Source organism: Marinobacter sp., from assembly GCF_965229985.1.
Lineage (GTDB): Bacteria > Pseudomonadota > Gammaproteobacteria > Pseudomonadales > Oleiphilaceae > Marinobacter.
Genome location: NZ_OZ245935.1, coordinates 3,137,536 through 3,152,612 on the forward strand (window position 1 = coordinate 3,137,536; position 15,077 = coordinate 3,152,612).

The window sequence follows — 15,077 nt, forward strand, 5'->3', positions numbered from 1 at the left end:
CGGGCTATGCTGGCCCTGTCGGTACGGAGGACGTAGCACGCGCAACCGTCTAAACTGGAAACAATTGCAAGGATGCGTACGACTCAGTCAGGGCCTGAAAGTGTAGAACACCAGGACGGGCCCGAAAACCGGAAACAGCTATGATGCGGCAGGTTCCCTGCATCCTCCTGCTTTTATTGTCGCTGGCCTGTCTGGCCGGTGCACCTGTTCAGGCCGCTCCAGTGGCCTTCGAATGGCTGGAAGCGCCCGCGGATGAGCTGGCATTGGACGACGTGCGCGGCCTGTCCCCGGGTGCCTGGCAGGCATTCGGCGCCAGCGAGGTGTTTAACCGGGGATTCAGTGACGGCAGTTTCTGGTTGAAGATCGGGATTCCGCCGGAGCCTGCGAATCGGGTTCTGGAAATCGGCTATCCGTTGCTGGATGAGGTCTCTGTGCACTGGGTGCTCAACGGTGAGCTGATCCAGACCCATCACACGGGCGATACTCTGCCATTCAGCAGTCGCCCGATCCACCATCGTAATTTTGTATTCCTGGTGCCGTCGAACACCGAGCCGGTCACGGCGTTCGTTCGGGTAAAAACGCTCGGATCTGTCCAGATTCCAGTCGAGGTTACTCCCTCGGCGGAATTTCTCGCCAATGAGCAGTTTTCTTACGGTTGGCAGACGATGTTTCTGGGCATCATTATTGCGATGGCGCTCTACAATCTCTTTCTGTACGTGATCGTGCGCCATTCCACCTACCTCTGGTACGTGCTGACCGTTGTATTTACCGGGCTGGTTCAGCTCAATTTCAATGGCCTACTGTTTCAGTGGCTGTGGCCGAACGCCCCCGGTATCAACCGGTATTTCACCATTCCGGTTATCTGTGTCGCCTTGTTCTCCGCCATAATTTTTACAATCCGGTTCCTCAATGTCCGGTCATACAGCCTCAGAAGCTACCGGTTTCTGCAGTGGATTCTGACCGCTATTTTTGCCTGCTTCGTCTTCACTCTCTTCGGCAGGTACCAGACGGGCATCGTATTGGTTAGCGGTATTGCGGCCGTGGTCACACCAGCGGCCTGGCTCATCGGTTTTCTGGTCTGGCGCAAGGGCCAGGTCCTTGGCGGCTTCTATGTACTGGCCTGGACGCCATTGCTGATCGGTCACCTGATTCTTGCCGTCAGCAAGCTCGGTATGATGCCGCGCAGTTTCCTCACTGAGTTCATGCCCCAAATCGGCGTTGCTCTGGAGGTGGTCCTGCTGTCCTTTGCCCTCGCCTACCGAATCAACCTGGAACGACACAAACGCCATAAAGCCCAGGAACAGGCACTGGAAATCCAGCAGCAGGCCAACCTGACGCTTGAAATGCGGGTTCAGGAGCGTACCGATGAGCTCGAACGGGCCAATGAGCGGCTCAAGGCGATCAGCCTCACTGACGGGCTGACTCATGTGGCCAACCGGCGACGTTTTGATGAAAAACTCCAGGATGAGTGGAGACGGGCCCAGCGACACGGTCACCCGTTGAGCCTGCTACTGCTGGATATTGATCACTTCAAGCGGGTAAACGATGAGCTGGGCCACCTGGTTGGCGACGATTGCCTGACCGAGGTGGCCGCCCTGTGCTCCGCAGAAGTCCAACGTTCCGGGGATCTGTTGGCCCGCTACGGCGGCGAGGAATTCAGCATCCTGCTACCGGCGACCCCGGAAGAGGGAGCGGTTCGGGTTGCCGAGCGAGTGCGTCAGGCGGTGGCCCGTTCCCCGGTGCATTCCGGCGAACGGGTGGCTCCGGTCAGCCTTACCATCAGTGTTGGTGTTGCTTGCCTCGTGCCCGGGTCAGAAATGGAGCCCCAGGAGCTGATCCGTCAGGCCGATGAGGCACTGTATGCGGCCAAGGAGTCTGGCCGTAATCGGGTCATGGTGGCCCGTGATTTCAGGGCGGCAAGCGTGCCCGGCGCCTGAGGCGCCTCAGTTCTTCAGTTTGTACCGCCCCGGTCCGAGGAAAATCAACGCCACTGCCGTGAACAGGAAGAAGCCCTGCAGTTCCAGTGCCCAGCCGCCGCTGCGTCCAAGGCTTAGCAGCTCGTTGCCGTGAACCAGAATAATGGCAAACAGCATGTTGAAAATAATCAGTAGCGCACCGATCCGGGTCTGATAGCCAAGGATGACCATCAAAGGCGCGATGATCTCACCCACGTACACTCCGTAGGCGAGGATGGTTGGTAGGCCGTGGCTGGCCAGTTCGCCTTCAATGAAGCCGACGCCGTTGAGCAGTTTGGCAATGCCGTGGAACAGCATCAGGCCGCCCAGAGTCAGGCGAATAATCAGTTTTCCCAGATCAGCGTTTTCGAGCAAGGTACAGGTCTCCGTTTTACAGATTGCGAATGTCAGGGTACAGCGGCAGCAGCTGTTTGATCAGCCGGTTCTGGGCGCCGGTTGGGATGTCGTTCTGTTCCATGGCCAGGATCAGGTTCTCGGCCAGGGCGTTGAACTGCGTGTCGGTAATCGCCATATCGGCATGAAGTTCGCGCATCTCGCGTCCGCTATAGGCGCACGGCCCGCCACTGAGCTCGCACAGCTGATCCGTGAGGTTGCGGTGGAACTGGGCGACATCCATGCCTTTGAACTGCTGGTTGATGCGCTCATCCTCGACGATCAGGTAAAGCAGGTCTTCCACCACGTTTGCGATGCCTTCCCGCTCACCCAGCTGCTGATAAAGACTGTTTTCGGGTTCGGTATTCAGGCTCTGGCAGCCACCGAGCAGCAGTGTCAGCATCATCAACAGGGCGGAAAGTGTGGCGTAGCGATTGGTAAGGCCCATGTTCAGAAACTCCCCTGCAGCGACAGATACAGACCTTGCTGGTCTTCCAGTGTGGCAACGTCGCCCAGGTTGACCAGGGCGCCCGTGACCGCCAGACGACGGTCCGGCACCCAGGCCACGAACAGGTCCCACCAGTCATCTTCGGTGGCAAACCCCAGGTTGTCCGGTTTTTGCCGATATTCCGCGCCCACCAGCCACTGGCGGTTGAGGAAAAGCCCGACGCTGCCCTCCATCATCAGTTCGTGGCTGTTGTTACGGTCACCGCCAAAACCAAGTAGCCCGCCCTGGTTGGCCCGGGTTGCCCGCGCTGTCAGGTTTACCAGTAGGTTTCGTTCCATCACCGCGGCGAAGAACAGCTTGCTGCCGCTGACATAGACATCGGTGCCACTGTCATCCCGGGCGCCGATCGCCGAGGGTACGGTGAAATCCCGCTGCCGCTTGTACTGCACGCCGGCGGACCACTGGCCCCAGGGACTGTAAAGCACATCGCCAACGAGCCGGATCTTGGCGCCGAAAATATCCTGGTTCAGCTCGTCCTGTTCAAGGCCGAAGCCGTCTTTGAGTGTAAACACCAGGCTGTCCAGATCCAGGGTCTGGCGGGCCACGGTGATCTCCAGGCGGTTATTCCAGTTCAGCCCGGCGCCGGTCACCGAGAGTGAGTAATCGTCCACTTCGGCCCGGCTGAGTGCCAGGGTGCCGCCCCACTCCTCGTCGCTGGCGTAACTGCCCAGCAGCGCCCAGGGTACCAGCCCCCCGCCGGCACTGCCCTCAATGGTGGTGACGCCTCCGGTCGCCCAGATCCGGCTGCCGATATCGGCCATGGCAGCCGGTGCTACCAGGAGCGCCATGGTCAGTGTCACCAGACGTCTTGCTGTCATTCTGAATACTCCGGGTTGGGTTGGCTCAGTTCCCCTTTGCGGGTAGCCAGGGACCGGGCAGTCTCCGGCAGATCCTCGGGGGCAACCGGGCGGCCCAGGTAAAAACCCTGGCCGAGGTTGCAACCCCAGTGTTGCAGCAGCTGCCAGGCTTCCAGGTTCTCGATGCCCTCAGCTACGACCTTCAGCCCGAGGCCGTGGGCCATATCAATGGTGGACCGCACAATCAGCTGGTCCTGGGGCTCGGAATCCAGCTTCAGCACGAAAGACTTGTCGATTTTCAGCTCCTGCACCGGAAGCTTGCGCAGCTGGGACAGCGAGGAGTAGCCGGTGCCAAAGTCGTCCACCGACAGGGTTACTCCCAGCGCCCTGAGCTGGTTCAGGGTGGCCATGGCCTCTTCCGGGTCCTCCATCAGGGCACTCTCGGTGACTTCCAGGGTGACCCGCTCCAGGCCGTGGTGCCAGCCGTGAAAGGTTTCCGCGATGTGCCGGGTCAGCGCGGGCCAGGTGAGGTCCATAGCGGACAGGTTAATAGCCACGCCCGCGTCAACACCCTGTTCATGCCAACGTCGGGCATCGCTGGCCACCCGTTGCAGGATGTGGGCTGTCAGATCGTGGATCTGCCCTGATTGTTCGGCAAGAAAGATGAACTCTTCCGGCGATATAAAACCCAGCTCCGGGTGAATCCATCGCACCAGGGCCTCTACCTGCACCAGCTCGCCGGTCTGGCTGTTAAGTTTCGGCTGGTAGTTCATGTGCAACCCGTTATGCAGGATTGCGGCGTGCAGATCGGTAACCAGCTTCAGTTCCCGTAGATGGCTTTCATCCTGTCCGGGCTTGTAGCGGGTGAAGGCTTCGGGGTGGGCCTCCGCCTGCTCGAAGGTGAGATTGAGCCTGCGACGCAGGGCATCGGTATCGGCGGCGTCCTCTGGCAGTTCCATGGTGACGATGGTAACTCGCAAGGAGAAGGGGGTCTGGTCTACCTGCAACGGGGATTCGATGACCTCGTGCAGTGCCCGGACCCTCTGGTCGGCGGTTTCTGGCGGCAATGAAGGAATCAGGGCCAGGAACTCCCCTCCGCCGGTGCGGGCAAGGATTCGGGCACCCTGCAGTTCCTGCTGCAGCCGCTTGGCAATGCCAATCAGGACCTTGTCGCCGAATTCCAGACCCAGAGTATCGTTGATGTCGGAGAGGTCGTTCAGTCGGATCCCCACCAGTGTGGCCCGGCCTCGGTTATCAAACAGCTCGGCGGCCTCCTGCATCAGAGCGTTCCGGTTTTTCAAACCGGTGACGTCATCGTGGGTCGCTGCATAGCGGATCTGGGCTTCCCGTTCCCGCAGGCCCGACAGCATGTCCCGGAGGGCGTTGCGGAGCTGGGTCAGTTCGCCGCCGGCCCGAATGGCCGGTGCCTCGGGTGTGGTGCCCTCACCGATAGCCCGCGCGTAGCTTGCCAGCTGCAACACCGGGCGCCCGAGGTTGCGGGCAATGACCAGCGCCAGCAGAATGGCGAAAATCAGGATAGCGGTTACCAGCAGGGCGATTTCCACGGCCCTTCGGTAATAGTTCTGGAGTGTGGCATCACGGCTGATCAGCAGCACGGCCTGGACGGCGGCGGGGTCTGATTCGCCCAGGTTGATTATCCGGGTGAAATAACCGGCACTTTCGATGAACTTGGCGTTGTCGGATGCGCCTGCAAGCTCCTGTTCCAGCTTGTCGTCGATGCTGGTGGTGGCGGCAAAACTGCTCAGGCTATCGCTTTGGCCCGATCGCGCCCGGAAGATCACCGAGGTGCCACTGAGTCGGGCGATGACCTCTGCCAGGGACTGGTCCATGGCAAAACCGGTAACCAACCAGGCCCGCAGCCCGGGCGCTTCTATCGGGATGATGAGAATCTCGTAGCCACTGCCGTCTATGGCTCGAAGCGACCGGGTAAATCCGTTGCGGCGAGAGCGTGTCAGCTGTTCCTGGGTGATGGCAGGAAAGGAGCGTTGCAGGGTGGAGGCCAGGGGCTCCCCCTGGCTGTCCAGCAAGAGCGCAAAGTCTGCACCAACCCTGCCGCTGTGGTTTTCCAGGGCGCTGTCGATGGTTGCCGGGTCGCGGCTGGCAATGGCCGAGCGGAAGCCGAAATCCTGCACCACGACGCTGAGCCGGGACAGCTCCAGATCGGTGCGGCGGTCAATGACCTCGTTGGTCAACCGCTCCCCGATGGCCAGCTGTTCAAGTGCCCGACTTTTTTCATCCTCGAACAGGTAAACCATCAGCAGGGCGACGATCACCAGACTGACCAGGGCCACCAGCGAGATCATGGCGGCAATGAGTCGGCCACGGAATCCGAGACGAGACGCTAAACCCATCAAAGCTCCCGAAAGCGTTGCTGGAGTCGGTCCAGCGAGCCTTCTGCGGAAGGCTCGGGCTCAAGATTGAGGGCTACGATTGCCGGCTCACTGCCGCGTTCGATTTCACGGGTGACCGGGCGTGTGTTGTCTGGCAGTCGTGGGTGCCAGATCTCAATTGTCACCTTGTCCTGGCTGCTTTCGGTACCCTGAGGTGCGATAGACAAAGTGACCTGTCCAGAGGCATCTGTCTGGCCAACTGAGGCGGTATCGGTGACCACCACAAAGCCCTGCATGTGATCGTGTATGTTGCAGCCCAGCTCAACGATACCTGGTTTGTCGAACACAATCGGAGCAGCCGGGCGGTCAGCGTACAGTTCAATGTTGAAGGTTTTTGCCGGCGAGAAGGAGTACACGTGGTGCTGGGTATTGTCGCGGTTCGGGAAATCCACGCTCGAGCCAACGGGAACCACCAGCACATGTGGATGGAAGGCACGATCCTTCTGATAGATTTCGGCAGAAACCGGGGTACCGGGACGGGCGCTGTCCACGGAAACCACGGCATTGGCCACGGGCTCGTTGCTGCCATCCAGGGTAACGGTTACAGACAGCTCGTACGCGTTAGCTGTCACTGCCATGGCAGACATCAACAGGCCCGCCAGTACTGCAATCGCTGATACTCTCATTAATCCTCTGAACCTGTCAGGCCAGACCGGAACCGAGGGAAAATCGAATGTGGTTCCTTACCAACAGATTTTCCCAGTAGTGCCGCATCCAGTCCCAGGCGGCATTGTTCACCTGCTCGACAAAGGGGTCGAGGTTCAGCTCGTAATAGTCCGGCGTGCCTGCTATCTGCAACACGGTCACGGTGATGGAATCATCCAGCTCGTTGGCAAAGGGCTCGCCAATCAACTGGTGGGCGAGCAGGTTAGCACGAGTTGCTTCTATATCCACGATTTCGCTGGCTCTGGTACACCGGTTATTTTCATACATCTCTTCCATCAGCCGATGGCAGAGATAGGCACGAATCAGCAGGCCATCGAGACCGTCATAGCGCACCAGAAGTGCCGACGGCTGGGTGAAATAGCGGATGGCGGCATTCACGAATGGCTCAAAGAGATCGGCTTTGCCCGCCTCACGGGCACAGGCTTCGACGCACTCGATAAGGCGTGGTGCCATTTCAATGTACTCAACCACAAACTGGAACAGGCACGTGGCGGGCTGGTAACCCTCGATTGTGACGGCAGCCGGCAACTCAGCAACCTTTTCATGAAGCTGCCGGAGGAAGGTCCCGGAGCGGGCCTCCTTGCGCCGCGCCTGGTCAATAATCTCTAGGACTACCTGTGGTGTCATTTCAGGAGATGCCGATGTCTGAACGAATTGAGGTCGCAAGGCGCCTCCCGTTGTTAGCAACTGATAGCAACGAGTTCCCGGGCAGGATGAGGAGGGCTGGCTACCACAACGTGCCTGCCTGTTCAGACAAGTGTAGCCGAGATTTTTCCACCTGCTTTTCCGCTATTGTGAAAATACCCGGCCGTAATGTTACAGATTGCATCTCCGTCACTGGCTCTGGAACCACCGGCCATGACGGGTGTGGGACCAGCAGAGCCAGCCCATGCTTACCGCCCGTGCCACCATCAGGGAGATCAGCGCGAACCAGAGCCCGTGATTTCCCCAACCCGTGGTCAGCCACCATACCGGAGCGAAAACGCCTAGGGCCGAGAACAGCATGGTGTTCTGCATGTCCCGGGTTCGGGTGGCTCCGATGAAGATGCCATCCAGGAGGAAACCCCAGACTGCGGCAAATGGTAGCAGCCAGAGCCAGGGCAGGTAGCGCCAGGCGGTGGCTCTCACTTCTTCGATACCGGTCAGCAAAGCAATCAGCCAGTGCCCGCCGGCAACAAAAACAATGGTGAGCAACAGGGCGCCCCAGAGAGACCACCTCAGGGCACTGCGAAAAACCACCCGGAACCGGCGCCGGCTGCCTTTACCGACGGCTTCGCCAATCAGCGCCTCTGCCGCATTGGCAAAACCGTCCAGGGCGTTGGAAATGAGCAGCAGAAAGGTGATCAGAACCGCGTTGGCCGCCAGGATGGTGTCTCCCTGACGGGCACCCTGGGCAGTGAAGAACGCCAGCACCAGCAACAGGGCGATGGTGCGAACCATGATGTAGCGGTTCACCCGGAGGATCTTCAGGTAATCCTCCAGTTTGCCGAACAAGGCCCGGGTGAGTGTTTGACCTTCGGGCATCCGCCTTAACACGATCAGGAAACCGATAGTGGCCGCACCGTACTCGGCAATTACCGTGGCGATGGCCACGCCGCGGCTGTTCCAGCCCAACACGGTGACAAAGAGAATATCCAGCACGATGTTCAGGCCGTTCGCCGCGATCAGCATGATCATCGGGCCCCGCGGAAACTGGGTGCCGATCAGCCAGCCAACCAGCGTGTACTGGCACAGAACCGCCGGCGCGCTCCAGATCCGGATAGCAGCATACTCGGCGGCCAGTTCAGTAACGTCTTCACCGGGATTCATCAGGGTCAGCCCTGTATGGATCAGCGGCTGGTGAAACAGAATCAGTAGCACACCGATACCGGTTGCCAGCAGCACCGACCGCAACAGCAAGGCTACCTGGCTGAACCTGTCACGCTTGCCCCAGGCCTGGGCGGCCAGGCCGGTCGTGCCCATACGCATGAAGCCGAAGGTCCAGTACAGGATGCTGAACAGATTGGCACCAACGGCGACGGCACCCAGGTATTCGGGGCTTTCCAGATGACCGAGCACGGCAGTATCCACCAGCCCCAGCAGAGGAACCGTGAGATTGGTGAGCATCAACGGCCAGGCCAGGGCCCAAAGACGCCGGTCGGTTGCCGGAAGGTTAAAAGTCATATTCTTTTTAAGTCTTAAAATTCTGTGGTTAGCTTTTTTGGATTTAGCCGATTTTTTAGTCTTTTTTTGATCTGTGTCTATACTCGAATCTGAGGTATCCGTAAGCAGGCTTCCACTCTGGTCTTTCCGGTGTATGCGAGCGCCAGTGAGACCGGTGGGATAACGCAAAATCCGACAAGAATAACACTCTGTGGAGACACAGTATGCGCGTGCACGCTCAGCGGGCAGGTGCCCTTTTAGGCGGTCTGATGTTCCCCGCCTGGTCCATGGCGGACTGGACACTGAACATGACCCCGGGGGTGACCGGCACCAGTAATGAAATTTTCAGCCTTCACATGACCATACTCTGGATCTGCGTCGTCATTGGCGTCGTGGTCTTCGGAGTCATGTTCTGGTCTATTTTTGCCCACCGGAAATCCCAGGGCGCCAAACCGGCAAACTTTCACGAAAACACCCTGGTCGAGATTCTCTGGACCATCATACCTTTTGTCATCCTGGTTGTTATGGCGATTCCTGCCACGGCGACGTTGGTCGACATGTATGACACCACCGAATCGGAAGTGGACATCAAGGTCACTGGCTACCAGTGGAAGTGGCAATACGAATACATCAATGAGGACTTTGGCTACTTCTCCAACCTTTCCACGCCACGGGATCAGATCGAGAACCGCCAGGCCAAGGGCGAGAATTACCTTCTTGAAGTGGATAACCCGTTGGTGATTCCGGTAGGAAAGAAGGTTCGCTTCCTGCTGACGGCCAACGATGTCATCCACTCCTGGTGGGTGCCGGACTTTGGCGTCAAGAAAGATGCTATTCCGGGCTTCATCAACGAGACCTGGACCCGGGTCGACAAGCCCGGCATATACCGTGGTCAGTGTACTGAGCTATGTGGCAAGGATCATGGCTTCATGCCGGTCGTTGTCGAGGCGGTTCCCGAAGAGGAATACAACGCCTGGGTCGCCGAAAAGAAAGAGGCTGCCGAGCGTGAACGCCAATTGACCCAGAAAGACTGGACCATGGCCGAGTTGATGGAGCGGGGCGAGAAAGCCTACCAGACCGCATGTGCTGCCTGTCACCAGCCAGATGGCAGCGGTGCGCCACCGGCGTTTCCGGCGCTGAAGGGCAGTCCGATTGCGACCCAGGATATGGCAGCGCACATCGATATTGTCGTGAATGGCAAGGCCGGCACCTCTATGCAAGCGTTCGGCAATCAGTTGAGCGAAGTGGACCTCGCCGCGGTGATTACCTACGAGCGGAATGCCTGGGGTAACAACACGGGTGAAATGGTCACTCCGAAAGAAATTTTTGATTACAAGAATCAGCAGTAATCAACGCCAGATAACAGATATCACCAGCCACAATAAATGGCGGTAACGGGGGTTTTCATGAGTGCGGTTGCAGATACCCACGCCCAGGATCATCATCACGGCCCGGCAAAAGGCATCAGCCGATGGCTGCTGACTACGAACCACAAGGATATCGGGACAATGTACCTGATATTCAGTTTCGCCATGTTCCTGCTGGGTGGAACCATGGCCATGGTGATCCGTGCGGAACTGTTCCAGCCCGGGCTGCAGATTGTGCAGCCGGAATTCTTCAATCAGATGACCACCATGCATGGCCTGATCATGGTCTTTGGTGCGGTCATGCCGGCCTTTGTCGGCCTGGCCAACTGGATGATTCCGCTGATGATCGGCGCGCCGGACATGGCACTTCCACGGATGAATAACTGGAGCTTCTGGCTGCTGCCCTGTGCCTTCCTGATCCTGGTCTCCACGCTGTTCATGGAAGGTGGCGCGCCCAACTTCGGCTGGACGTTCTACGCGCCCCTGTCGACGACATACGGGCCACCCAGCACCACCTTCTTCATCTTTGCTGTCCATATCATGGGCATCTCCTCGATCATGGGCGCCATCAACGTGATCGCCACCATCCTGAACCTGCGGGCGCCGGGCATGACCCTGATGAAAATGCCCCTGTTCGTCTGGACCTGGCTGATCACCGCGTTCCTGTTGATTGCAGTAATGCCGGTGCTGGCCGGTGTGGTCACCATGATGCTGATGGACATCAACTTCGGCACAAGCTTCTTTGATGCCTCCGGCGGTGGTGATCCGGTGCTGTTCCAGCATGTGTTCTGGTTCTTCGGGCATCCCGAGGTGTACATCATGATCCTGCCGGCTTTCGGCGCGGTCTCGCACATCATTCCGGCGTTCTCTCGCAAACCGCTATTTGGCTACGCCTCCATGGTCTATGCGGTCGGCGCCATTGCCCTGCTGTCGTTCGTGGTCTGGGCGCACCATATGTTCACCGTGGGTATTCCCATAGTCGGCCAGCTGTTCTTCATGTATGCCACCATGCTGATTGCGGTACCCACCGGGGTGAAGGTGTTCAACTGGGTGGCTACCATGTTCCGGGGTTCCCTCACCTTTGAAGCTCCGATGCTGTTTGCCGTGGCGTTCGTGATCCTGTTCACCATCGGTGGTTTCTCCGGTCTGATGCTGGCCATCGCCCCGGCCGACTTCCAGTACCACGATACCTACTTCGTGGTTGCCCACTTCCACTACGTGCTGGTACCGGGTGCCATCTTCGGGATCTTTGCTTCAGCTTACTTCTGGCTGCCCAAATGGACCGGTCACATGTACGACGAAACACTGGCCAAGACCCATTTCTGGCTGTCCTTTATCGGCATGAACCTGGCGTTCTTCCCGATGCACTTCCTGGGCCTGGCTGGCATGCCGCGCCGGATTCCGGACTATGCCCTGCAGTTTGCGGACTTCAACATGGTTTCCAGCGTAGGCGCCTTCATGTTCGGCGCCACGCAGCTGTTGTTCCTGCTGATCGTGATCAAATGTATCAAGGGTGGCAAAAAAGCTGCTGCCCAGCCCTGGGATGGTGCTGAAGGCCTGGAGTGGACCGTGCCCTCACCGGCGCCTTACCACACCTTTGCAACACCACCGGAAGTGAAGTAACCGGAGCGCGAGGCCATGGCAGATCAGCAGGCAAACAAGGCAGGCGCGCCCCGGAGCAACACCCGGGTCGTGGGCTGGTGCATGGCCAGCGTGGTCGGCATGTTTGCCTTTGGGTTTGCCATGGTGCCCCTGTACGACGTGTTCTGCGAAATTACCGGGATCAACGGCAAGACCGGTGGCCGGTACGAGTCCACCGAGGTGGCCGAAGCGGACATGAGCCGGACGGTGAAAGTGCAGTTTCTCGCCTCCAATGGCCCGGGGATGACCTGGAAGTTTCGTCCGGTTGTGCGTTCCGTGGATGTCCATCCCGGGGAGCCGACCACGGTTAACTTCTATGCGGAGAACCCGACAACCGAGGCCATGGTCGGGCAGGCGGTCCCAAGCCTTGCACCTTCAGAAGGCACACTTTACTTCCACAAGACCGAATGCTTCTGCTTCAACCAGCAACCGCTTGAAGCTGGTGAAAGCACCCAAATGCCGCTCATTTTCATCGTCGACAAGGACCTGCCGAAACACATCACCAAGCTCACGCTGTCTTACACGCTCTACGATCAGGGCAAGCAGCCGGCGGTAACGCAAACTTCCCGGAAAGACACAACAACAAACGATAACGGATAAGCCATCGGAGACTGTCATGGCGGAAAACCAGACCTATTACGTTCCGGAACAAAGCAAGTGGCCCATCATCGCGACCGTTGGCCTTGGCGTAACCCTGTACGGGGTTGCGGCCATTATGGTCAATGGCAAGCAGGGCGAGAGTACGACAGGTGCCTGGATCATGTTCATGATCGGCGCCATCATCATGGCGTACATGCTGTTTGGCTGGTTCGGCAATGTCATTCAGGAGAGTCGCCAGGGGTTATATAGCCCGCAGATGGACCGCTCTTTCCGTTGGGGGATGAGCTGGTTTATCTTTTCGGAAGTGATGTTCTTTGCGGCATTTTTCGGTGCCTTGTTCTACGTTCGGGTCTTCGCTGTGCCCTGGCTGGGAGGTGAAGGCGACCGGGGAAGCTCCAACATGTTGTGGGAGGGCTTCCAGTCCAGCTGGCCCCTGGTCAGCAACCCGAATCCGGAGGCCTATCCCGGCCCCAAAGAGGTGATCGGTCCCTGGGGGCTGCCGCTTATCAACACGATTCTTCTGGTGACATCATCCTTCACCGTAACCGTTGCTCACCATGCGCTGAAGGCTGGCAATCGGGCGAAAACCAAGCTCTGGCTGGCTCTGACCATCGCGCTGGCCATCGTATTTGTGTTTGTTCAGGGCTACGAGTACATGCACGCCTACCAGGATCTGGACCTGACTCTGCAGTCCGGCATCTACGGCAGTACCTTCTTCATGCTGACCGGCTTTCACGGGGCTCATGTGATCTTGGGATCACTGATGCTGATCATCATGCTGGTCCGAATAACCAAGGGTCACTTCACCGCCGATAATCACTTCGGCTTTGAAGCTGCGGCCTGGTACTGGCATTTCGTGGATGTGGTCTGGCTGGGCCTGTTTGTCTTTGTCTATATCCTTTGATGAACATCTGTCAGGGCGTCGGATTCAAGGTCAGGGCGCCCTGCCACAGAGCAATCAGAATCACCGCCAGGAGCAGTATGCTGAGCGCGACCCGTACCGCCAGGGAGTTCACGACACGATGGGTCTTGCCGCCATCCTTTATGAGAAAGAACAGGCCACTGAACAGGCTCACCAGAACGGCAAGCATCAGAAAAACGATTACGGCCTTTAGCATGGGACTTCCTGTTTTTGTAGGTGTCATGAATTTACGGCCCGGAACCTGTTCCGGACTCGCTGAGGTCACTATAGCAGAGCATGTCTGATACGCAGCGCAAACGCCGCCAATGGCAGTTCGACTGGCGGTTGCTGGTCTTCAGTGGCGTGTTCTTGCCGATCCTTATCAGCCTGGGTATCTGGCAGTTGAATCGGGCTGCGGAAAAACAGCTTCTGCTGGACCAATGGCAGCAGGAGGCGGAAAACCTGGCATGGCAGGATATCGTGGCTCGGGACCTGACTGCCGGTCGGCCGGTGACATTGACCGGCCTTTATGGAAGCCGGACCTGGCTTCTGGATAACCGGACGCGGGATGGGATTCCAGGCTATGAAGTGCTTACCGAGTTTCGCCCCCTTGAAGGTCCGCCGGTAGTGGTTAATCGTGGCTGGGTGCAAGCACCGAGGACACGGGATCAGCTACCGGATGTTAATACGCCAGAGGGGATTTTCATCCTGGAGGGAAGGATCAGCGATTATCCGGTGCCTCCGGTGCTGATGGATCAGCCAGCGGCAGATGGGCAATGGCCCCGGCGAGTGCAAAGCCTCTCAGAACAGGCAGCCCGGCAGGAGATTCCTGAACTTCCCGGCCAAATCGTACGACTTTCCGGGGCGCGCCAGGCGGGTGCCTACCGGGCAGACTGGGAACCGGACCTGATGGGGCCACAAACCCACTACGGATACGCCACACAATGGTTTGCGCTGGCCGTGGCACTGACTATATTGACGGTAGTGGCGAGTTATAGAAAGAGCGAGTCATCGAAAGACAGGAACCAATAATGACAATGACAATGGCTAACCGGATATCCGACCAGGAACAGAACGAAGGGCCAACCCCGGAACAGGCCCGTCGCGGTCGCCGCACGGCGTTCCTTCTGTTTGCGCTGGGCTTTGGCCCGATGATTGTCGCAACCATCATGTTTTATACCGGCTGGCTGAACCCTGCTGGCCACACCAACAACGGCGTTCTGTTTCAGCCAGTGGCTTCGGTCTCGTCGCTTAACCTTGAAACCACTTCCGGCACTCCCCTGGCGGAACGCTTTGGCCCGGACAAGACTGACCCGGACTGGTTGATGATTGTGGCTGCCGGCCAGTGCGGCAGCCAGTGTGAGGAACTGCTCTATCTGGCCAGACAGGTGAATATTGCCCTCGGCAAGAACGCCAATCGCGTTTCGCGGGCAGCCGCACTGGGGAGTGTGCCTTCCGATCTGCAGGCGCGGTGGTCCTCCGAATACAGCTCCATGGAACGTCTTGTGCCTGCGGAAGGCGCCCAGCCAAACTGGCCATCCGGCATCAATCCGGAAGCCGAGCCCCGCATCCTGCTGGTCGATCCCTTCGGCAACGTGATGATGCATTACGGTTCCGAACATACCGGCAAGGATATGCTGGAGGATCTCAAGCATCTGCTCAAACTGTCGCAGATCGGTTAATGGTCGGAGCGGAG

Annotated in this window: 15 protein-coding genes; 7 read left to right on the top strand and 8 right to left on the bottom strand. The window is 58.5% G+C overall.

Features of this window, described 5'->3' with window-relative positions; genetic code table 11:
• The first annotated feature begins 140 nt into the window (after positions 1–140).
• Entirely contained in the window at positions 141–1,937 is a 1,797-nt protein-coding gene (locus ACO06L_RS14280; RefSeq protein ID WP_227715683.1) for a sensor domain-containing diguanylate cyclase, read from the top strand.
• Between the two features lie 6 nt (positions 1,938–1,943).
• Here the strand turns inward: ACO06L_RS14280 and ACO06L_RS14285 are convergent, their stop codons facing one another.
• From ACO06L_RS14285 to ACO06L_RS14315, 7 genes are all read right to left on the bottom strand, one after another.
• Positions 1,944–2,330: a DoxX family protein gene (locus tag ACO06L_RS14285; RefSeq protein WP_064229414.1), complete on the bottom strand. Its 387-nt coding sequence runs from the start codon at positions 2,328–2,330 to the stop codon at positions 1,944–1,946.
• 16 nt (positions 2,331–2,346) lie between these two features.
• Positions 2,347–2,796: a group I truncated hemoglobin gene (locus ACO06L_RS14290; RefSeq protein WP_082905153.1), complete on the bottom strand. Its 450-nt coding sequence runs from the start codon at positions 2,794–2,796 to the stop codon at positions 2,347–2,349.
• A 2-nt stretch (positions 2,797–2,798) separates the two neighbouring features.
• Positions 2,799–3,674, bottom strand: a complete 876-nt coding sequence (locus ACO06L_RS14295) for a DUF3034 family protein (RefSeq protein WP_202346277.1) — start codon at positions 3,672–3,674, stop codon at positions 2,799–2,801.
• Positions 3,671–6,025, bottom strand: coding sequence for a putative bifunctional diguanylate cyclase/phosphodiesterase (locus tag ACO06L_RS14300; protein WP_202346278.1), 2,355 nt, complete (start codon positions 6,023–6,025; stop codon positions 3,671–3,673). Before ACO06L_RS14300 ends, ACO06L_RS14295 begins: the two co-directional genes overlap by 4 nt.
• Entirely contained in the window at positions 6,025–6,690 is a 666-nt protein-coding gene (locus tag ACO06L_RS14305) for a methylamine utilization protein (protein WP_202346279.1), read from the bottom strand. The genes ACO06L_RS14300 and ACO06L_RS14305 overlap by 1 nt, the downstream gene beginning before the upstream one ends.
• A gap of 16 nt (positions 6,691–6,706) precedes the next feature.
• Positions 6,707–7,357: a hypothetical protein gene (locus ACO06L_RS14310; RefSeq protein WP_202346280.1), complete on the bottom strand. Its 651-nt coding sequence runs from the start codon at positions 7,355–7,357 to the stop codon at positions 6,707–6,709.
• Between the two features lie 207 nt (positions 7,358–7,564).
• Entirely contained in the window at positions 7,565–8,893 is a 1,329-nt protein-coding gene (locus ACO06L_RS14315; protein ID WP_421845861.1) for an MATE family efflux transporter, read from the bottom strand.
• A gap of 203 nt (positions 8,894–9,096) precedes the next feature.
• Between ACO06L_RS14315 and coxB the strand changes: the two genes are divergently transcribed.
• The 4 genes from coxB to ACO06L_RS14335 are packed head-to-tail and all read left to right on the top strand — an operon-like array spanning position 9,097 to position 13,384.
• The gene (gene coxB, locus ACO06L_RS14320; protein WP_064229408.1) at positions 9,097–10,221 is read left to right on the top strand and encodes a cytochrome c oxidase subunit II; all 1,125 of its coding nucleotides are present in this window, start codon (positions 9,097–9,099) and stop codon (positions 10,219–10,221) included.
• A 57-nt stretch (positions 10,222–10,278) separates the two neighbouring features.
• Entirely contained in the window at positions 10,279–11,862 is a 1,584-nt protein-coding gene (gene ctaD, locus ACO06L_RS14325; protein WP_064229407.1) for a cytochrome c oxidase subunit I, read from the top strand.
• Positions 11,863–11,877: 15 nt separating this feature from the next.
• Positions 11,878–12,480 (top strand): cytochrome c oxidase assembly protein, encoded by a 603-nt coding sequence (locus ACO06L_RS14330; RefSeq protein ID WP_202346282.1) that lies wholly within the window; start codon positions 11,878–11,880, stop codon positions 12,478–12,480.
• 16 nt (positions 12,481–12,496) lie between these two features.
• Positions 12,497–13,384: a cytochrome c oxidase subunit 3 gene (locus ACO06L_RS14335; protein ID WP_064229405.1), complete on the top strand. Its 888-nt coding sequence runs from the start codon at positions 12,497–12,499 to the stop codon at positions 13,382–13,384.
• Between the two features lie 10 nt (positions 13,385–13,394).
• On the opposite strand, the gene ACO06L_RS14340 is transcribed toward ACO06L_RS14335, so the two are convergent.
• A complete protein-coding gene (locus ACO06L_RS14340; protein ID WP_064229404.1) occupies positions 13,395–13,598 on the bottom strand; it encodes a twin transmembrane helix small protein in 204 nt (67 codons plus the stop codon).
• 80 nt (positions 13,599–13,678) lie between these two features.
• On the opposite strand from ACO06L_RS14340, the gene ACO06L_RS14345 reads away from it, so the two are divergent.
• Positions 13,679–14,413, top strand: a complete 735-nt coding sequence (locus tag ACO06L_RS14345; RefSeq protein WP_227512809.1) for an SURF1 family protein — start codon at positions 13,679–13,681, stop codon at positions 14,411–14,413.
• An 11-nt stretch (positions 14,414–14,424) separates the two neighbouring features.
• The gene (locus tag ACO06L_RS14350) at positions 14,425–15,063 is read left to right on the top strand and encodes a hypothetical protein (protein ID WP_064229403.1); all 639 of its coding nucleotides are present in this window, start codon (positions 14,425–14,427) and stop codon (positions 15,061–15,063) included.
• Positions 15,064–15,077 lie beyond the last annotated feature (14 nt).

Bases quoted from the DNA above. Each gene is read 5' to 3' on its own strand.
- ACO06L_RS14280 (WP_227715683.1), top strand. From the start codon at position 141: ATGATGCGGCAGGTTCCCTGCATCCTCCTGCTTTTATTGTCGCTGGCC.
- ACO06L_RS14290 (WP_082905153.1), bottom strand. From the start codon at position 2,796: ATGGGCCTTACCAATCGCTACGCCACACTTTCCGCCCTGTTGATGATG.
- ACO06L_RS14295 (WP_202346277.1), bottom strand. From the start codon at position 3,674: ATGACAGCAAGACGTCTGGTGACACTGACCATGGCGCTCCTGGTAGCA.
- ACO06L_RS14300 (WP_202346278.1), bottom strand. From the start codon at position 6,025: ATGGGTTTAGCGTCTCGTCTCGGATTCCGTGGCCGACTCATTGCCGCC.
- ACO06L_RS14305 (WP_202346279.1), bottom strand. From the start codon at position 6,690: ATGAGAGTATCAGCGATTGCAGTACTGGCGGGCCTGTTGATGTCTGCC.
- ACO06L_RS14310 (WP_202346280.1), bottom strand. From the start codon at position 7,357: ATGACACCACAGGTAGTCCTAGAGATTATTGACCAGGCGCGGCGCAAG.
- ACO06L_RS14315 (WP_421845861.1), bottom strand. From the start codon at position 8,893: ATGACTTTTAACCTTCCGGCAACCGACCGGCGTCTTTGGGCCCTGGCC.
- coxB (WP_064229408.1), top strand. From the start codon at position 9,097: ATGCGCGTGCACGCTCAGCGGGCAGGTGCCCTTTTAGGCGGTCTGATG.
- ctaD (WP_064229407.1), top strand. From the start codon at position 10,279: ATGAGTGCGGTTGCAGATACCCACGCCCAGGATCATCATCACGGCCCG.
- ACO06L_RS14330 (WP_202346282.1), top strand. From the start codon at position 11,878: ATGGCAGATCAGCAGGCAAACAAGGCAGGCGCGCCCCGGAGCAACACC.
- ACO06L_RS14335 (WP_064229405.1), top strand. From the start codon at position 12,497: ATGGCGGAAAACCAGACCTATTACGTTCCGGAACAAAGCAAGTGGCCC.
- ACO06L_RS14340 (WP_064229404.1), bottom strand. From the start codon at position 13,598: ATGCTAAAGGCCGTAATCGTTTTTCTGATGCTTGCCGTTCTGGTGAGC.
- ACO06L_RS14345 (WP_227512809.1), top strand. From the start codon at position 13,679: ATGTCTGATACGCAGCGCAAACGCCGCCAATGGCAGTTCGACTGGCGG.
- ACO06L_RS14350 (WP_064229403.1), top strand. From the start codon at position 14,425: ATGGCTAACCGGATATCCGACCAGGAACAGAACGAAGGGCCAACCCCG.